The organism is Brevibacillus sp. JB24b (assembly GCF_051713385.1).
In the GTDB taxonomy this organism is placed as follows: Bacteria; Bacillota; Bacilli; order Brevibacillales; family Brevibacillaceae; genus Brevibacillus_B; species Brevibacillus_B laterosporus.
Window position 1 is genome coordinate 2797664 of sequence record NZ_JBNVQV010000001.1, and the last position, 18329, is coordinate 2815992.

Here is an 18329-nt window from a genome sequence, read left to right on the forward strand (position 1 = left end):
GAAAAAATGATGACTAATCGAAGACCACAAACGATTTGACAATTCCCCTTTCAAGTCAAACAACCTCAAGACAAGAAAATGTAGGATTCTTTCTATATAAAAAAGCATCCCACTTTATCCATTTTATTGGGATATTCGTGGAATGCTTTTTCAGTGACACGTAAACATGATTCTATCTTACCAGTGTAGAAAATTGCGCTTCATGCAATCTACTATATACCCCTTTGGCTGCAAGTAACTCCTGGTGATTCCCCTGCTCTGTAATTCCGTCTTTTGTCACGACCACGATACGATCAGCATTTTTAATCGTTGCTAAACGGTGAGCGATTACAAGTGTCGTTCTTCCTTCAGATAGCTTTTCGAGTGATTTCTGGATAGCCAGTTCTGTCTCTGTATCCAAAGCAGATGTCGCTTCATCCAAAATGAGGATAGGTGGGTTCTTTAAGAACATGCGCGCAATAGCGAGACGTTGTTTTTGCCCACCTGACAGCATGACACCTCTCTCACCAATAATCGTTTCCAAACCATCCTTTTGAGAGTGAATGAATTCTTCCAATTTAGCATGTCGGGCAGCATTCCAGATTTCCTCATCGCTAGCTTGTAAATTCCCGTACTTGATATTCTCTCGAAGTGTCCCTGAGAACAAGAAAACATCCTGCTGGACAATCCCGATCTGTTTACGTAAGGCTTCTAGCTTCAAATCTCGAATATCTAATCCATCAATGGTAATTTGCCCTGCGGTAACATCATAAAAACGCGGCAATAAGCTACACAATGTTGTTTTTCCAGCACCAGATGGACCGACAAATGCTACTGTTTCACCTGCACGGATTGTTAAATTGATACTGTTTAGGATATTTTCTTTATTTTGATAGCCAAAAGTAACATCATGGTATTCAATGTTTCCTTGTAAATGATCTACAGCGATTGCATTTGTAGAGTCAGCTACGTCTGGAGCAGTATCTAAAAGTTCCACATAGCGTTTGAAGCCAGCAATTCCTTTTGGATAAAGTTCAATAACTGCATTGATTTTTTCAATTGGTTTAAACAATATATTTGTGAGTAACACAAACCCAACAAATTCACCTGCTGTAAGATGACCTTTAAGGACAAACCAAGTTCCACAGATCAATACAAACAGTGTCACCAGTCGCATAAGTAAGTAACTAATTGACATATTCATAGCCATGATCTTGTAAGAAAGTAATTTCGTCAAACGAAAACGTCCATTATTAATAGCAAATTGTGCTTTCTCATACTCTTCATTACCAAATGCTTGTACCACTCGAATGCCACCAATGTTATTCTCTACTCTCGCATTAAAGTCTGCGATATCGGTAAACATTCTTCTGAAAGCATACGTCATTTTTTTGTTAAAGAATACCGTTAACCAGATCAAAAAAGGAATAACGAGAAATGTGAGCAATGCTAACTGCCAATTAATATACAGCATTACCCCAAATGCACCGCATAGAGTCATTACAGCAATGAACAAATCCTCTGGTCCATGGTGAGCGATTTCTCCAATTTCCATAAGATCATTCGACATGCGAGACATTAAGTGTCCCGTCTTATTATTGTCAAAAAAACGGAACGACAGCTTCTGGATATGGTCAAACAGCTTTTTACGCATATCCGTTTCAATATTTATGCCAAGCATATGTCCCCAATACGTAACAACATAATTAAGAGCTGTGTTTAGAACATAAATACCTAACAAAGCAAAGCAAGCCCCAACAATTAACGACCAATCTTGCCCAGGAAGTAGTTTATCGACAAATTGATTGACTGCTAATGGAAATACTAATTCTAGCAATCCTGCAATAATGGCACATGTAAAATCTAAAATGAATAAACCTTTATAAGGGCGATAATAGGAAAAAAACCGACGTAACACGAATTTATCACTCTTTTCTCTCTTGTCTACTAGTGAAAACATTACTGCTAAGTATAAACGATCAAAAACTGAAAGTGAATATCTTTCTCATTTAGAAGTGTACTGTAAAAATTCTTACTTCTTTTGTTCCCTTCTTCTATTATCCTGTGCATTTTACTGAAAACTGGTAAAGCATATTGGTTTTTAATCGGTGCTGTTTAAATAGGAACGGCAGCATTCCAGTAATTAGGAACCCCCTCCCTAACTAGAAATGCTGCCCGTCGTCTAACCTGTTTCGTTTCAGTTCCTTGCTTTCTCTTTTCTTACGTCTTTTCAGCAGAACCCATTTGTCTGTCCTTTTCCATCCTACGTTTTTTCCGATCTTCATAACGCTGCTATGCTTGCTCATACTGTCGTTACTCTTCTTCTGTTTCCGGGATGATCGGTGGAGCTAACGTAGGTTTTCCCATATCATCTAGAGCAATAAGCGTAAGTTAAGCACGTGATGTTACTCTTCTTTCCCCCGTTATTAAATTCTCAGATTCTACTTCAACGTACTAAGGAATAGCCGTTATCGTATTTCTGACCAACCGAGTGGCTGTCACCATATTTTCTAAAGAAGCAATCGTCTCCGTACGACCTCTCGTCTTTAACCCGCAATCAGGATTAATCCAAAATTGTCTGGATTCAAGGACCTGTAGAGCATTCTCAATCATTTTCACTATCTCTTCCACAGTTGGAACGCGGGGACTATGAATATCATAGACACCTAGACCAATACCTTTTAGATAGGAGTGATTATGGAAGGAATGGATTAGTTCACCATGGCTCCGCGATGTTTCTATCGAAATAACATCAGCATCCAGATCGCTAATAGAATCTATAAAGTCATGAAACTCGCAGTAACACATATGAGTATGAATTTGAGTAGTGTCTTTTACAGAAGAAGTGGTTAACCGGAATGCTTTTACTGCCCAATCTAAATACGCTTCCCACTCCGTTTTCTTTAACGGTAGCCCTTCACGTAATGCTGGTTCATCGACTTGAATCATAGTAATCCCACTTGCTTCCAACGCCTCTACTTCCTTTTGTAAGGCTAGTGCGATCTGATAGGTTACCTGGTGTCTGGAAATATCGTCACGTACGAAGGACCAATTTAATATAGTGACTGGACCTGTGATCATTCCTTTGACCGGTTTAGATGTAAGAGATTGAGCATAGATGCTCTCCTTGACTGTCATTGGTTCAATAAACTCTACATCTCCATAAATTACAGGCGGTTTCACACAACGAGAACCATAGGATTGCACCCATCCATTCTTAGTAAATGCAAATCCCCCTAGTTTTTCACCAAAAAATTCCACCATATCCGTCCGTTCAAATTCCCCATGAACCAACACATCAAGCCCAACTTTCTCTTGTATGTCAATCCATTCACGGATTTCTGCTTGTAAAAATTGTTCATATTGTTCTGCCGACCATTCGCCCTTCCGCCATTTATTTCTCGCCTGACGAACCTCTGTTGTTTGTGGAAAACTACCAATCGTTGTAGTCGGGAGAATCGGTAAATGCAAGAGGTTTTGTTGTTGTTGTCGCCGTTGTTCATAATCAGATGCACGCTCTATCTGATCTAAATCCAAGCTGGCCACAGCCTCATGTACACGAGGGCGATTTCTAGCTACAGAGTTCGCTACTCGTTCTATAATTGCTTGATTCAGAGCGAAAATCTCTTTAACGCTTTCCTCTTTGTTGTGCAACCAATCTGTAACATGCTTGATTTCCATTAGTTTTTCATCTGCAAACGCCAATGAATCTTTAACTAGTGAATCAAGCTGTGTCTCTTGGTTTAAACTGATCGGAACATGGAGCAAACTACTAGATGGCTGAATCCAGATACGTGATGCATCCACGTGACTTCTGATTTTTGAGAGAAGATTTGTCTTATGGGTCAGATTGGCGCGCCAAATATTCCTGCCATCAATGATACCGGCTCCAAGTACTTTGTCTTGTGGAAATCCACTTGTAGTGATCTGTTCAAAGTTACGTCCCGCATCATGGACAAAATCTAACCCAATTCCTGCAACAGGTAAATGGATTACTTCCTTGTAGAATGTAACAGAACCAAAATAGGTTTGTAGCATGATTTGTAGTTGTGGAACAGCCTCATGAAGTTGTTCATAGATGTAGGAGATCGTCTTCATTTCGTCTTCGGATAAAGATGTTACGAGAATCGGCTCATCCATTTGAACCCATTCCACGCCTTCCTGCGCTAATTCAGTCAGTACTTGCACATAAAGAGGGATGAGCTGCAAGATAATAGCTGGTATCTGCAAAGGATCAAACCCTTTGGATAGCTTAATAAAAGTATAAGGTCCCACCATGACAGGTTTTCCGTTAATGCCCAGCTTCTCTTTCGCCTCTTTATAAGCAAGAAGCGGCTTATTTTCTGTAAGAACGGGTTTGATATCCTGAAATTCCGGCACAATGTAGTGATAATTGGTATTAAACCATTTGGTCATTTCGCAAGCAACCGCTTGTTGGTTACCACGAGCCATAGCAAAATAGGTGGACAAAGGTACTGCCCCACCAGCATATTCATAGCGTTTTGGAACATAACCGAACATCACAGCCATATCCAACATGTGATCATACATGGTGAAGTCATTGACCGGTATCAGGTCAATACCTATTTCCTTCTGCTTTTGTAAATGCTGGAGTCTACCTTGCTCCATTTGAGCAAGAAACTCCTTCTCTTTAATTGTTCCAGCCCAAAATGCTTCTAATCCCTTTTTCCATTCGCGATTCTCACCAATGCGTGGATATCCTAAACTGCTGCTTATTCCTTTGCTTATTCCTTTGCTCATGCTTGTTCGCCCTCCTAGACAGGTTATTTTTCGTTAAAGAACCAACTCAAACAAAAAAGCATCTCTTCCAATCAAAAGATGGTTAGAGATGCTTGAACAAGCAGTGAATATACGTATACAACTGCCACAGCTATCCTAACACCTCCCTATCTCCCGTAGGTCACACAGTGTTGTCGAAATAGGCAGGTCTCCTGACTTAAGAATCATCATCAGCACATACCTTCCCAATCCTAATGGATCAGTGGTATTTTTTGCACTAACTCCTCTTTTACAGTGGCGGGACCGTGACGGATTTACACCGTGCTTCCCTTTTCATCCTTGATACTGATCGTTCAAAGAACCTATTTCCACATATTTAATTCAATAATATTAATACGAAAAACATAAACAACTATACTCTTTTATCTAGGTATGTTTGCTATCATAATACAACTTCACACAAAATTCCACATCTTTATTCAATTGCGTTTTTTCTTACCTTAGGGGACTTGTGTTACTTACATGCTGACCGTATTCGCACGCACCTTGTACCAGCATCCCCCCATCTTGCCCAAAATTAGGCTGCAAGATATGAATTCATTCTCTTTTTACCTATGTTTCCAGTTCTACTCTTCTTGTCCAATTGATAAGCATATAAGGACATCTACAGGAAAGGAGGCAATCATATGAGTCGAAACCGCAAGGCATACTATCCTTTCATCGGTCCATGTGATCCTTGTCCGCCACAAAGGGTTGTAACCTATGAGACGCCGCCACAACTCTATTTGGGATTTCAACCCCCGAATTTACCCCAATTTGATCCGTACAAAGCTCTTTGTCTAGGAACCCTTTGGCCTGCTCTGTATGCGCCATATGAAAATCCGTACAAAGGGGGAAAATAAAAGTGAGCGATCATGGTACTCAAGCGGATGAACAACAGCAACAATTTTATGAGCTGCTTCATCAAATTCAGGTGCTAGACTTTGTTCTAGTGGAATTAAACTTATATCTTGACACCCACCCTACTGACATGGCAGCCATTAAGCAATTCAACGATACTGCTCAGCAAAGTATGACACTGAAGCGCCAATTCGAATCTTCATTCGGACCTCTGATGAATTTTGGCAATAGCTTTGCCCAATACCCATGGTCGTGGAAAGATGTACCTTGGCCTTGGCAGGTGTAAGAAAGGGGGATTTTGAATGTGGATCTATGAGAAAAAGTTACAGTATCCTGTTCGCGTAAGCAAATGTGATCCTCAAATGGCAAAGTATTTGATGGAACAATATGGTGGAGCTGATGGAGAATTAGCAGCTGCTCTACGATATATGAATCAGCGCTATACAGTTCCTGACAAGGTCATTGGGCTACTAAACGATATTTCCACAGAAGAATTTGCCCACCTCGAAATGATTGCAACAATGGTATATAAGCTAACGAAGGATGCTACTCCTGAACAACTAGAAGAAGCAGGTCTTGGCGCACATTACGCAAGCCACGATAAGGCTCTGTTTTTTCATGATGCAGCCGGTGTTCCTTTCACGGCTACATATTTTCAAGCAAAGGGTGATCCAATTGCAGACTTGTATGAGGATATTGCTGCGGAAGAAAAGGCAAGGGCTACATATCAATGGTTGATTAATATGACTGATGATGTCGACCTAATCGATAGCCTTTCTTTTCTTCGCGAACGTGAAATTGTGCATTCTCAACGGTTCCGTGAAGCAGTGGAGATTTTAAAAGCAGATCGTGAACAACAGAAGATTTTTTAACTAAGTAGCCAACAATATGAGAAAGCTATACAAAAGAATACGAAAGGCGACTTGACCAAATTTCTAGTTAGAGATTTGGTCAAATGTTTTTCTACGCTCTATTTCCTTTATGCACGTATCCAACCATATGAAAAAATTTTCATTTCTCGAAATAACAGAAATATCTTAATTCATACTTTACAGATCGGAATTATAGGAATATAATGAGGCTACATTTTACAATTGATTAGGAGGATCATTATGAGTAGAGCTTTTATACATTCATTCTTCACATTTCTGTTAGGGGCTTTCTTATTAGTCGGTTGCAATAGCGAGGGAGCACCCCCATCCACCTCTAATGCTCCAACCAGTGAACAGGCAGATGCCCAGGCTCAAACATTGCAAGTTCAAAACGCAGGTGACGTGGTTATCGCTGCTACAGACAAATCAAAATCGCCTGAATCGGCTAAAAATAGAAAAGACACGGTTGTAGTAGCTTTAACAGAACCAGGTGGGGTTTTTAATCCATATTTTTATCACAATGGTTATGATGGGAACGTTACCTCCGTGATGTTTTCCCCACTTGTTGATATTGATAGGAATGGGAAACCAGCTCCGAAATTAGCAGAAAAGTGGGACATTTCCACCGATCAGCTTACATATACCTTTCACCTACGTAAAAATCTGAAATTTAGTAATGGAGAGCCCTTGACTGCTAATGATGTCGCCTTCACTCTAACTATTTTGCATGATAAAACGTATGACGGGGAAACAGAAATCGCTGAAGCACACATTAAAGGCGGGAGTGCATATAAAGAAGGTAAAACAAAAACCATTGAGGGAATTAAAGTAATCGATCCACAAACAATCGAGATTACCACAGAGAAAGTAAACGCTCGTTCTCTTCTCCTACTTGGTGGTCACGTTTTGTCCAAAGCCTATTATGGAAAAGGTTATGAACCAGGTAAGCTTGACTACCTACGTACATTGCATACAAAACCGGTCGGAGCTGGCCCTTACAAGTTTGAAAAGTTTATCCCCGGTCAAGAAGTGAGATTTGTGGCCAATGAGTATTATTACGAGGGTAAACCTGCCATTACCCATTTTATTTATAAAACAACCGATGGCGATACAACTCAGTTTTTCCAAACGGGCGAGACTGACTATGGCTCCTTCCCTGCTAATGCAGATAATCTGGAGCTTTTAAAAAGTCTTGGTTTTGCAAACATCAATATTTATACTTCGACTGCCTATAGTTATCTATCGTTTAACCATAGCAAGCCTTATTTAAAAGACAAACGTGTTAGACAGGCGCTAATCTATGGGCTTGATCGTCAACAAATCGTGGATGCTGCCTATCAGGGTTATGCACAAATAGCTAATGTGCCTGTAGCCCCTGTATCCTGGGCGTTTACTGAAGATGTGAATCCCTATGCTTATGATGTGAATAAGGCTAAACAACTACTGGATGAAGCTGGGTGGAAAGAAGGCTCAGATGGCATCAGGGAAAAGGACGGGAAAAAACTAGTTCTTCACTACTTGACTACGAAAAGTAAAGTAAGTGATGTTCTCATTCCCATCGCGAAGGAAAATTACAAATTAATCGGTATTCAACTAGAAGCAGAATTAATGGATTACCCAGCACTTGTAGCAAGAACAGATAAAGGTGATCACGATCTTGCTTCCTTTTCTACTACGATGCTAGGAGATCCATCTGATGGTGTTATTCAGTTCTCTTCTACGGGTGGAGGTAGCTTTACAAATACACATGGTTATTCCAATCCTAAGGTAGATGAACTGCTTGCAAAAAGTGTAGGTACGCTTGATATTGAAAAACGCAAAGAAGCTTATAAGGAACTTTATCAAGCATTAAGCGACGATCCTCCGTTTATTTTCCTGAATTATCGAAAAATTTTATCAGGTCATAATGCACGAGTGGAAGGATTTGAACCCAACGGTTACACCGGTATAAGCTCAAGCCTACCTACCCTGAAAATTGTGGAATAAGAGGACAATCGAACATGCTCAGTTCCTATGTACTAGGTAGGGACTGAGCATCTTCCTTAGTCATTTCAGATGAGGGTTACCATTCCATCTACGTTTTTGCTAGGAGGCGCTCTGTCAATGAAAACCTACATGTTCAAGAGACTGATGATTATGATTCCAACTTTGATTGGCTCTTCTCTCTTAATCTTTTTTCTCTTTGCACTTACCCCGGGTGATTATGTGGATACCAATCCTAAGCTAAGTCCCGAGAGAAAAATTGAGCTAAAAGCGTTATACGGTTTAGATAAACCCATTATAGAGCGTTATTTTGTTTGGGCTGGGAATGTATTACAAGGAGATTTGGGATATTCCCTTCAATATCAGCAGCCTGTAACAACCATTTTAGGACAATATATTTGGAGTTCTTTCTTAATCGCGTTCACCTCCACTACATTGACTTGGATCATTGCCATCTCGATTGGTGTTTTTTCCGCAACTAGACAATATTCTTTGTTTGATTCGCTTGTAACAATCGGCGTTTTTGCCGCTATGGCCTTACCAGCATTTTTCGTAGGTTTACTTGCTATTAAAATATTTGCAGTTGACCTTGCATTATTGCCGCCTGGAGGAATTCTTACAACTGGTAGCAATGCAACGGGTATGGCCTATGTTATTGAGGTTGCTAAACACATGATTTTGCCTGTTACAGTATTAACCATGTTGAGTGTTGGCTCCCTAACTCGGTATTTCCGTACCAATATATTAGAAGTGATTCGTCAGGACTTTATTCGAACAGCTCGCGCTAAAGGCTTAAAAGAAAAAGTGATTACCTACAAGCATGCTCTTCGCAATGCTTTGCTACCTGCCATTACCCTGCTCGGCTTTGAACTGCCCGCCCTTTTTGGAGGAGCAATTATTACGGAAAAAATTTTTAACTGGCCCGGAGTTGGTCAGGTGTATATGCAAGCGTTATCACTTAGAGATTATCCCTTACTAATGGGATTTACCATGTTCATCGCGTTACTTACCATTATCAGTAATTTGCTGGCTGATTTGTTATATGGTGTTGTCGACCCGCGGGTGAGACTGAAATAGGAGGAGCAAGCATGAATACTATTGTTAAAAATGACTTAGAGACTGGCATCCAGACTGCCTCTTATTCTAAGTCCTCACTATGGGGACAATCCTTCAAAAAATTACAGAAGAATAATATAGCGATTATAGGGCTTTGTTTTCTCGTCATCATCTTTCTTTTTTGTTTTCTAGGACCACTGCTATCCCCTTATACATTAGGAAAAATTAATGCAGCAATGATCAACAAACCACCAAGCATGTCCCATTGGCTAGGAACGGATGCTCTGGGTCGGGATATTTTAACTCGGCTTATGCAAGCTGGTCGAATTTCTTTAACTGTCGGTCTCGCTTCCATGGTTCTCTCTGTCTTTCTTGGAACCTTTCTTGGTGTTCTAGCTGGATATTTTCGTGGGTGGATCGACACAATCATCATGCGTGTCTCAGATATCCTGATGACAATTCCTGAATTACCGATGCTGTTTATCTTAGCAGCTGTATTATCTGAGTGGAAGGTTCCTTCTAATTACCGCTTATATATTGTCATGATTATGCTTAGTATCGTTGGCTGGGCCGGTTTAGCGCGCCTCGTTCGCAGTCAAATTCTGAGTCTACGCGAACAGGAATATATTCAAGCAGCTAAAGTTTTAGGTCTTCGCAATAGTCGAATTTTATTTCGCCACCTACTTCCCAACATTTTTCCTTTGTTGATTGTTGTAGCAACATTGCGGGTTGGTGGGGCAATCTTGAGTGAGTCAACGCTTAGTTATTTTGGACTTGGCGTCGTCCCCCCTACAGCAACATGGGGTAACATGATTGATTCCGCTAACACCTTAATTGATTTTCAAAAAAGACCGTGGCTCTGGATTCCGCCTGGCTTAGCCATTTTTGTAACAGTCATCTCCATTAATTTACTAGGAGATGGATTGCGCGATGCTTTAGACCCGAAAATGAAAAAGTAGGTGGCCGACATATGAATGGTTCAAATAAACAGCCTTTTAACTCCAATCCGCTGGAACATCGTGAAGAACAAATCCATATTTCTGAAGCAGAAAATGTAAATATACACACTGGTGAGGAACAAGAGACAGTCTTAGATGTCAAACATCTGTCTACCTATTTTCATACTGATGAAGGGATTGTCAAAGCCGTTCATGATGTTAGCTTTCAAATGAAGGAGGGCCAAATCGTCTGTATTGTTGGTGAATCTGGATGCGGCAAGAGTGTTACAGCGATGTCTCTTATGGGTCTTATATCTGGACCTATGGGTACGATCGTCAATGGTGAAGTCTGGTTTGATCATAGGGATTTATTGAAAATTTCTGCTAAAGACATGCAACAGTTACGCGGAAATGAATTAGCGATGATTTTTCAGGAACCTATGACTTCTTTGAATCCTGTATTACCCATCGGAGAACAAATCATGGAACCATTAATCGAGCATCTTCATGTTAGCAAAAAAGATGCGTTCGAAAAAGCAATCGATTTGATTTCCTTAGTAGGGATTGCACGGCCAGAAGAAATTGCTCGTTCTTACCCCCATCAATTAAGTGGTGGTATGCTCCAGCGAATCATGATTGCCATTGCTCTTAGCTGTAATCCGCGTCTACTGATTGCTGACGAGCCTACTACGGCACTAGATGTAACGATTCAAGCCCAAATATTAGATTTATTACGTAAAATTAAACAACAATCAAACACCTCTATCCTCCTGATAACGCATGATTTAGGCGTCGTTGCAGAAATGGCTGATTATGTAATTGTTATGTACGCAGGCAAAGTGATAGAAGAAGGTCCTGTTATTGATTTATTTCTCCAACCGAAGCATCCCTATACACAGGGATTATTACGTTCCAAACCAGTGATGAACCAACGGACCAATCGACTTTATTCAATACCAGGTCAAGTTCCCAATCCAATTGGATTAGGTGATTCCTGTTACTTTGCCGAGCGTTGTGAGCATCGTAAGCCACAATGTCTAAAGAAACAGCCTCATCTATCCCCCGTATCCGATAGACAGAAAGTAGCCTGCTGGTTGTATGAGGAGGAGCAAGCATGAAAGAGTTATTACTTGATGTACAACATTTAAAAAAATATTTTCCTTTAGCCGACGGTCCCTTTCCATCTAGTAAAGGGCAAATAAAAGCAGTTGATGGCCTCTCCTTTTCGATCAGAAAGGGGGAAACATTCGGGCTGGTCGGAGAATCGGGAAGTGGAAAAAGCACGGCGGGACGAACGATTCTGCGAATGCTCGAGAAGACTTCAGGAGATGTCTACTATAATGGCATTGATCTATCTACCCTCTCACCTAAAGAGCTGAGAAAGATGCGCCCTGCGATGCAATTTATTTTTCAGGATCCATACAGCTCACTTAATCCTCGTATTCGGATTGGAGATGCAATCGGAGAAGCGTTGCTTGATCATGGATTGGTAGCCAAGCGCAACCTACGTGAACGTGTACAACAAGTAATGGACTTGTGCGGTCTTGCCCCTTATCACTATGACCGATTTCCTCATGAGTTTTCTGGTGGTCAACGACAACGCATTGGCATTGCTCGCGCGATTATTTTACAGCCTGATTTTATCGTTGCGGATGAGCCTGTATCAGCACTCGACGTTTCCATCCAGGCGCAAATTATCAATTTATTTCAGGATTTACAGGAAAAGCACTCACTTACCTATCTATTTATTTCGCATGATTTAAGCGTGGTGGAACACCTTTGTACAACGATTGGGGTGATGTACTTAGGCTCCTTTATGGAAGTGGCCCCGCGCGACGAATTATTTGCACATCCCCAACATCCCTATACTCAAGCACTTCTATCGGCTGTGCCTGTTCCAAATCCCACAGTCAGACGAGAGAGAATCGTGTTGCAAGGTGAAATTCCCAGTCCAGCAAATCCGCCATCTGGGTGCAAATTTCATACAAGATGCCCGTATGCAACCTCATTGTGCTCCGAGCAAGCGCCCCTTTATCGGGAGATTGGAACCAATCATTATGTCGCGTGCCATTTCGTGTAATAGCGCGATAATCACCTAAAGGTGCTGTCCTAGTCAACCATAGCGAAAGCAGGACTGATTTGAAAGGAGGTGACATCAGGCCTGCTGGCGTAAGCGATGCTATACGTTTCTATAAGATTATATTTGCCAATAAGGCTCTTCACGACATTTCCGTTAGCTTCTTTTTCTTACTACAAGTTGAATGACGTGGGCTAAACCGGTGTGTGCTTTTCCTTCCACTCGCTCTTGTTCTCCATAGAAGAAATGGATCACCTCAAGACCTTCGCACCAAGTAAGAATTTCTTGTGGTTCGTAAAGCATAGTAAGATCTGTGGGTCCACCTGTACCATAATGTAATTGGTCCTTGGAGTACACCTCAAGCATAATAATCCCTTCAGACCTTATAGCATTTTTCATTTTATTAAAAATCATTTTCTGATCATCCCTATGAAAATGTCCAAATACCATTATTGCCGCATCATATTCCTCGTTTGATACGTTATCTACCAATAGGTCTATTTTTTTAGTATGCACATCAACGGCGTACTTCTGAGCTAGTTTTTTCGTTTTTTGTAGACCACTCTCAGCATAGTCAATTGCTGTCACTTCATGATCTCTTTTTGCTAAAAAAACAGCATTCCTACCTTCACCCTCTGCAAATGCTATAACTTTTTGACATTTTTCTAATCGAAAGGCTTGTTGTTGAATAAATACGTTAGGTTCTTCCCCATACATATATTCCTCCGAATTAAAACGCTCGTGCCATATATTTTCCATACACACTAGCCTCCTGTCATTCATTTATTCTTTCACTATACTTATCTAGTTCTCCTTACATCTTCTGTTAAAGGATTCATTCAATCAATTCTTGCACAAGAGCTGCATTCAACCAGCGGGTCCTCCGCCAATAATAGCGCAATCGTAAAGCATGACTCTCATCTCCTCTAATAAAGATATTAAAGACATTTTATATCTATAATAAAACAAAAAAAGCTATTTATACACAGCGAACCGTACACCTCCTTTCAACATAAAGTGGCTCGTCTTACATTTGCTTTTGGGCCAAATCCGCTAATTTCATTTTTTTGAGATGCGACTCCATCTTCTCTTCCGCTTCCATCATTACAGCTTGAATCAAGCATTCGTCGCCATGTAGAAAATCGCATTCAAATAAGGAGCTAGTGCCTTCAATCGCATGGATAATATCCAAAAATGTTATATCGTCTTTTTTGCGGGATAACCGATAGCCTCCGTTGGCTCCTGAAATCGATTCGATCATACCTGCTTTCACGAGCCTCGTTAAAATTTTGGACAAATAGGTCGGTGAAACGCCTTGGGATTCTGCCAACTGCTGAACGCCTACCGGCTTGACCGGAGAAGCGGCAAGCAGCATGAGCATGGTGTGCAGAGCATAATTTGTTGCTTTTGTGAATCTCATGGTTGCACCTCAATTAAAGATTTATTGTGTCTATAATATCCTTGAAATCGCTGATGTGTCAACATGTACCTTTTTATAAAAATCTGCCCATTAACTAAGAACGTTCATTAAAAATAATAAAGTTCTAGATTTGCATTTAGAAATGGAACATCGATCTTTGTGAGACTCATTTTGTCTAAAATATATTGCTTGGATATACTAAAGAGCTTCATCATGCCGCTTATGCACAGGTTGCTGGAGTGATCGCCTTATTTTTCTTATTTCGATATGCAAACCCAACTACACATTACAAGGATAAAAATCAAGCTCTCTCTTCACCGAGAGGGCTTGATTTCTTTCATTTCATGACTTGCTTTTCCTCATAACTTCACTTAGGGGCTTTTTTCAAATCCGCTCACCCACCCTGTCCATAAACGGTGGCAGTTCATTGTCCACGGCAGAGCAATACGGAACTTATCCGGCGTTGATTAAGTGACGGAACCCACACCAATGATTTTTACATTTACCTTTATATTAACTCTTGCTTTCTGAAAATTGTCCAGCCAGTTCTTCTTCACCTTTTTCCAATGCGGATAGGCGTAGGCCCGTGCGTACATGCCGAATCCAGCCGGATCAAGTTTCGCCTTTTGTAATTTGCGAATCAGGGTGGCGAATTTCTGTTCCAAATTTTCCTCAATCATTTTTTCCAATCCCTCCGGAGATTTCATAATTTTGAACGGGAATAGCCGTTCTGAAACATAGGCGGTGGAGCGAACATTCACATCAAATATGAAATGGTCCTTTTCATACCGGGCTCGCGTTGTTGTCTCGATGCCCTGAAGATTGATGCTAATCTGTTTCGTGTCCACTTTATCAATGTATTGTCCCGGAGCATTCGGAAGATGTAACGTAAAAGGAAATTCCCCCTTTGTTCTTTTACGCAATATATAAATCAGCTTGGTTTCATCTGAATCAACTACCATTTTGACGCGAGAAGCTTTATCCAATAACGCAGTCCCGGACAAGACAAGCTCTGTTTCCTTACGAAGGGCTGTAATGCTTGGCGTAATGCCATTTTCCTGCATTTGGCGATGGAACTCCTGTAATGTGGTCTTGGTCGTCGCATTCCGGAACAGACCTGTTTCGACGAGATTTGACAAATACAATGGCAAGCGCGGCTTGTCTTTGGGTGTAAAACGAATCAGTTCGTCAATCGGACCATCATAATAGACGACACGCGCCAAGACAGTGCTTTTTGTATCCCGATAGAACGGATCGAGTAGCGTTGACCAATTTTTCTGCTTGGCGAGTTTATTTCCGATAACCACGATCTGTGTCTTGCCTGCCGTGTTCAAGCCAAGCGACCGTTTATCGAAGCCTTCGCGTGAATGGCGCAATGTTGTCGAGTGGACCTCGAACTCTTCTTCTTTATCTTTCGCCTCCTTCGAGAAGACCGGACTGGAGATCCCGAACACCAGATTTCCGTCATTATCCAGATCCATTCCGATAAGCAACGACAGAGTCATATTCTCGATCGTCGTATAGTTGCATCCAGAAACCGGAAATAAGGCGATCAGCAGAATTGCGATTGTGATTATCCGGCGCATTAACGACTCGCCTCCTTAGGCGTTATCTTCTGGTAAATCTTGATGGATAGGTATAGTAGAACGGGCAGGAGATAAGACACTATCAGGCCGGAATAGCTTGCCCACTGATTCCAGCGTAACGATTCAAACCAGGAAGGCTTCAGCCACGAGGCAAACAAGATTGTACTGATGCAGATTACGAGCACATACAGGCCATGGCTCTTTGTACCGAACAGGCTTGCTCCGCTGACGGAGGCGCCATATATAAATGGAATCAGTGAGGTGGAGATGACAAATAGATACATAGCCAGAAAAATGATGTCAAAACGCTCCAGAAAGCGGAATTCGATGAGCTTCAGCAAGTTCAAAACCGGTTGATTGTAATCAAGAATCTCATCCGGACTGAAAAAAATAAAGCAGACGAGCGTGCTGAACACATAAATAAGCATAGTCAACGTATTGCCCAGTACGATACCGTGGACTGCCAGATCTTTGCGACGCAGGTACGGATAGATGATAAATAAAATTTCAAATCCGAGATAAGCTTTCGTCGTTGTCGGCATCGCCTGCAGAATAGGTCCCCAGCCTTCTTTAATAACCGGAAGCAGATGAATTAAATAGCCTTCACGCAATGGTATTAACAGCACCGGGACCATCCAAATGGTCAGGAAGAACACAATCTCACAATATCTAGCGATAGCAAGAATATGCTTCCGCGCTGTAATATAGACTGGAATAACGACCAACAGTAAAATAAACGGAATAGGCGTCATAGTCAGGAACCATGCCTTTGTATACAACATGGTGGAGATGAATGTGGACCATGCCGAAAATGCAAAATGCAAAGCAATCAGCGCTATAATGAACTTGCTGATAGCTTTACCAAAGAGCCGCTCCAACAATTTAAAAAAATTATCTTCCGGGTATTGCCGCATTACGGCAACCATAATTATGCTGAAAACCAGATTAACCAGCCACGACAGTACCAGCGCAATCCAGCCGTCGGTCGAGGCAATCTCCGCAAGCTGACGTGGAAGGGACAAGACGCTGGTCGCCACTTGAATGCCGTGAATCAACAAGGTGTACTGCATAAAACTGATGGAGTATATGCGGTTTCCATTCAAGATGAACTGCCTCCTTCCGGTTTATTATCCCCTTGCCGCCGGAACTGTTGAGGATGCGTTCCAGCAGGACGCGTCTTCATCAACCAGAGTGGGAGGCGTATGAACGTATCCTTCAGATCGGCAAAACGGATAGGAGCTAACGGGGTACCGTAGGAGACACCGAGTGATGTTAGCGAAGTCAAATGAGAGACGAGGAGCATGCCACCGCTTACGATGCCAATAAAACCATATAGAAAGGCAACCAGCATCATCGGAAAGCGCAGGAAGCGAATCGCAGTTCCCATATCGTAATTAGGCATGATGAAGGATGCGATTGCCGTAGAGGCAACGACGATAACCATGATATTGCTGACAATTCCCGCTTGGACGGCGGTCTGCCCGATAATAATACCGCCAACGAGTCCGACAGTTTGTCCGATCGGGGCCGGTAGCCGGATTCCCGCCTCCCGCATCATTTCCAATGTTACTTCCATAATGATAGCCTCCAGAAACGGATGGAACGGAACCCTTTCCCTGGATTCTGCGACGGATAGGATTAACTGAATGGGAATGACCTCGTAATTGAACGTAATGAAAGAAATGTAGATCGCTGGCAAAAACAGAGCAATAAAAAAAGCAAAGAAACGTAGCAAGCGGATGAAGGAAGCATAGATCCAGCGCATGCTGTAATCATCCACGCTTTGAAAGAACGAGACGAACGACACCGGCCCGACAAGCACACTTGGCGAACGGTCCACAACGACGACATATCGACTTTGCAAAATATGAGAGGCGGCAGAATCAGCTCGCTCTGTTATCAATAGCTGCGGGAACGGAGAGAATGCGCTATCCTCGATAAGCTCGACCAGTTCGCCCGTATTAATGATACAGTCGACATCTAGTCCTTCGATGCGTCGAACAAGCTCCTGCAAAACCTCTGGATCGGCCACGTCGTTCAGATATATAATGGACAGGTTAATCGGGCAGCGCGCACCTGCTTTAACCTGCTTAATTTTGAGTTCACGGTTTGGAATATAACGCCGGATTAGGGCAATATTTTGAGAGGCCGTTTCGACGAATCCCTGATGAGAGCCGAGGATTGACGTTTCGATCGACGGATCAGTAATTGATCGTTGCGGCCATCCGCTTGTATCAAGGATGTAAGCTTTTGTGGAGCCGGAAAGAAACAGCACACTCTTGCCATTCAACAGCAAATTTTCGACTTGTGTCATATTGGATTCCGTTTTGATTTTACCCACGCTGACAGGGAGGGTTCCCTCTGTATTAGACAAGGATTCGATTAGCGGACGAAGGACATCATTATTAATTGAATTCATATCAATCAAGCCTTCGAAATAGACAAGCATCGTTTCAGGTGCGTGCGGCGATTCGATGCTCCGGTAGACCAGATCAGGAGCGTCAGAGAAAATGGATTCCAGCAGTTGAATATTATCTGACATCCGTTCACTTACTTTTCCGTACTGTTCAGACATCCTCTTCACCCTCACGATTGTTCATATGAGTGAAGTCTGCCTCACAAGTTTCCATTTTATTCTTCATGGAAGGAAAGTTGACAAGAAGCAATTATCTGATAATCTTTTTGAGGTGTCTTTTTTCAATGGATGTGATTACTAGTTATGCCAAGGCTGCCGGTGGCAAAAGTTGGGGGCCTTCACTCGTTTGATAATGACATCTA

15 protein-coding genes and 1 riboswitch are annotated in these 18329 nt (G+C 41.8%); of the genes, 8 read left to right on the plus strand and 7 right to left on the minus strand.

What is annotated here, in order from left to right; all coding sequences use genetic code 11:
* Positions 1–172: 172 nt before the first annotated feature.
* Positions 173–1897 (minus strand): ABC transporter ATP-binding protein, encoded by a 1725-nt coding sequence (locus ACQV1I_RS13350; protein WP_116335207.1) that lies wholly within the window; start codon positions 1895–1897, stop codon positions 173–175.
* Between the two features lie 536 nt (positions 1898–2433).
* Entirely contained in the window at positions 2434–4740 is a 2307-nt protein-coding gene (gene metE, locus ACQV1I_RS13355; RefSeq protein WP_116335206.1) for a 5-methyltetrahydropteroyltriglutamate--homocysteine S-methyltransferase, read from the minus strand.
* 164 nt (positions 4741–4904) lie between these two features.
* Positions 4905–5100: riboswitch (cobalamin riboswitch) on the minus strand.
* Between the two features lie 305 nt (positions 5101–5405).
* Here metE and ACQV1I_RS13360 point away from each other — a divergent pair.
* The 8 genes from ACQV1I_RS13360 to ACQV1I_RS13395 all read left to right on the plus strand — a co-directional run bounded on the left by ACQV1I_RS13360 (position 5406) and on the right by ACQV1I_RS13395 (position 12548).
* Positions 5406–5621 carry a spore coat associated protein CotJA gene (locus tag ACQV1I_RS13360; RefSeq protein ID WP_018672863.1) on the plus strand — a complete coding sequence of 72 codons (216 nt, stop codon included), beginning with the start codon at positions 5406–5408 and terminating at the stop codon, positions 5619–5621.
* A 2-nt stretch (positions 5622–5623) separates the two neighbouring features.
* On the plus strand, positions 5624–5905 hold the full coding sequence (locus ACQV1I_RS13365; protein WP_018672862.1) for a spore coat protein CotJB: 282 nt from the start codon (positions 5624–5626) through the stop codon (positions 5903–5905).
* 16 nt (positions 5906–5921) lie between these two features.
* A complete protein-coding gene (locus tag ACQV1I_RS13370) occupies positions 5922–6491 on the plus strand; it encodes a manganese catalase family protein (protein WP_018672861.1) in 570 nt (189 codons plus the stop codon).
* Positions 6492–6731: 240 nt separating this feature from the next.
* Positions 6732–8477, plus strand: a complete 1746-nt coding sequence (locus tag ACQV1I_RS13375) for an ABC transporter substrate-binding protein (RefSeq protein ID WP_116335205.1) — start codon at positions 6732–6734, stop codon at positions 8475–8477.
* A gap of 117 nt (positions 8478–8594) precedes the next feature.
* Positions 8595–9551, plus strand: a complete 957-nt coding sequence (locus ACQV1I_RS13380; RefSeq protein ID WP_018672859.1) for an ABC transporter permease — start codon at positions 8595–8597, stop codon at positions 9549–9551.
* Positions 9552–9562: 11 nt separating this feature from the next.
* Positions 9563–10489, plus strand: coding sequence for an oligopeptide ABC transporter permease (gene opp4C / locus ACQV1I_RS13385; RefSeq protein ID WP_116335204.1), 927 nt, complete (start codon positions 9563–9565; stop codon positions 10487–10489).
* 11 nt (positions 10490–10500) lie between these two features.
* A complete protein-coding gene (locus ACQV1I_RS13390) occupies positions 10501–11586 on the plus strand; it encodes an ABC transporter ATP-binding protein (RefSeq protein ID WP_236645915.1) in 1086 nt (361 codons plus the stop codon).
* A complete protein-coding gene (locus ACQV1I_RS13395) occupies positions 11583–12548 on the plus strand; it encodes an ABC transporter ATP-binding protein (protein WP_116335203.1) in 966 nt (321 codons plus the stop codon). The genes ACQV1I_RS13390 and ACQV1I_RS13395 overlap by 4 nt, the downstream gene beginning before the upstream one ends.
* A gap of 153 nt (positions 12549–12701) precedes the next feature.
* Here ACQV1I_RS13395 and ACQV1I_RS13400 read toward each other — a convergent pair whose 3' ends face one another.
* From ACQV1I_RS13400 to ACQV1I_RS13420, 5 genes are all read right to left on the minus strand, one after another.
* Complete coding sequence (locus ACQV1I_RS13400; protein WP_116335202.1) at positions 12702–13304, minus strand: class I SAM-dependent methyltransferase; 603 nt, start codon at positions 13302–13304, stop codon at positions 12702–12704.
* A 268-nt stretch (positions 13305–13572) separates the two neighbouring features.
* The gene (locus ACQV1I_RS13405) at positions 13573–13965 is read right to left on the minus strand and encodes an Rrf2 family transcriptional regulator (protein ID WP_116335201.1); all 393 of its coding nucleotides are present in this window, start codon (positions 13963–13965) and stop codon (positions 13573–13575) included.
* Positions 13966–14432: 467 nt separating this feature from the next.
* Complete coding sequence (locus ACQV1I_RS13410; RefSeq protein ID WP_116335200.1) at positions 14433–15551, minus strand: Ger(x)C family spore germination protein; 1119 nt, start codon at positions 15549–15551, stop codon at positions 14433–14435.
* Positions 15551–16654: a GerAB/ArcD/ProY family transporter gene (locus ACQV1I_RS13415; RefSeq protein ID WP_116335199.1), complete on the minus strand. Its 1104-nt coding sequence runs from the start codon at positions 16652–16654 to the stop codon at positions 15551–15553. Before ACQV1I_RS13415 ends, ACQV1I_RS13410 begins: the two co-directional genes overlap by 1 nt.
* On the minus strand, positions 16651–18126 hold the full coding sequence (locus ACQV1I_RS13420; RefSeq protein ID WP_116335198.1) for a spore germination protein: 1476 nt from the start codon (positions 18124–18126) through the stop codon (positions 16651–16653). The genes ACQV1I_RS13415 and ACQV1I_RS13420 overlap by 4 nt, the downstream gene beginning before the upstream one ends.
* Positions 18127–18329 lie beyond the last annotated feature (203 nt).

Coding starts and splice junctions, on each gene's coding strand:
- metE (WP_116335206.1), bottom strand. CDS start 4,740: ATGAGCAAAGGAATAAGCAAAGGAATAAGCAGCAGTTTAGGATATCCA.
- ACQV1I_RS13360 (WP_018672863.1), top strand. CDS start 5,406: ATGAGTCGAAACCGCAAGGCATACTATCCTTTCATCGGTCCATGTGAT.
- ACQV1I_RS13370 (WP_018672861.1), top strand. CDS start 5,922: ATGTGGATCTATGAGAAAAAGTTACAGTATCCTGTTCGCGTAAGCAAA.
- ACQV1I_RS13375 (WP_116335205.1), top strand. CDS start 6,732: ATGAGTAGAGCTTTTATACATTCATTCTTCACATTTCTGTTAGGGGCT.
- ACQV1I_RS13380 (WP_018672859.1), top strand. CDS start 8,595: ATGAAAACCTACATGTTCAAGAGACTGATGATTATGATTCCAACTTTG.
- opp4C (WP_116335204.1), top strand. CDS start 9,563: ATGAATACTATTGTTAAAAATGACTTAGAGACTGGCATCCAGACTGCC.
- ACQV1I_RS13390 (WP_236645915.1), top strand. CDS start 10,501: ATGAATGGTTCAAATAAACAGCCTTTTAACTCCAATCCGCTGGAACAT.
- ACQV1I_RS13395 (WP_116335203.1), top strand. CDS start 11,583: ATGAAAGAGTTATTACTTGATGTACAACATTTAAAAAAATATTTTCCT.
- ACQV1I_RS13400 (WP_116335202.1), bottom strand. CDS start 13,304: ATGGAAAATATATGGCACGAGCGTTTTAATTCGGAGGAATATATGTAT.
- ACQV1I_RS13405 (WP_116335201.1), bottom strand. CDS start 13,965: ATGAGATTCACAAAAGCAACAAATTATGCTCTGCACACCATGCTCATG.
- ACQV1I_RS13410 (WP_116335200.1), bottom strand. CDS start 15,551: ATGCGCCGGATAATCACAATCGCAATTCTGCTGATCGCCTTATTTCCG.
- ACQV1I_RS13420 (WP_116335198.1), bottom strand. CDS start 18,126: ATGTCTGAACAGTACGGAAAAGTAAGTGAACGGATGTCAGATAATATT.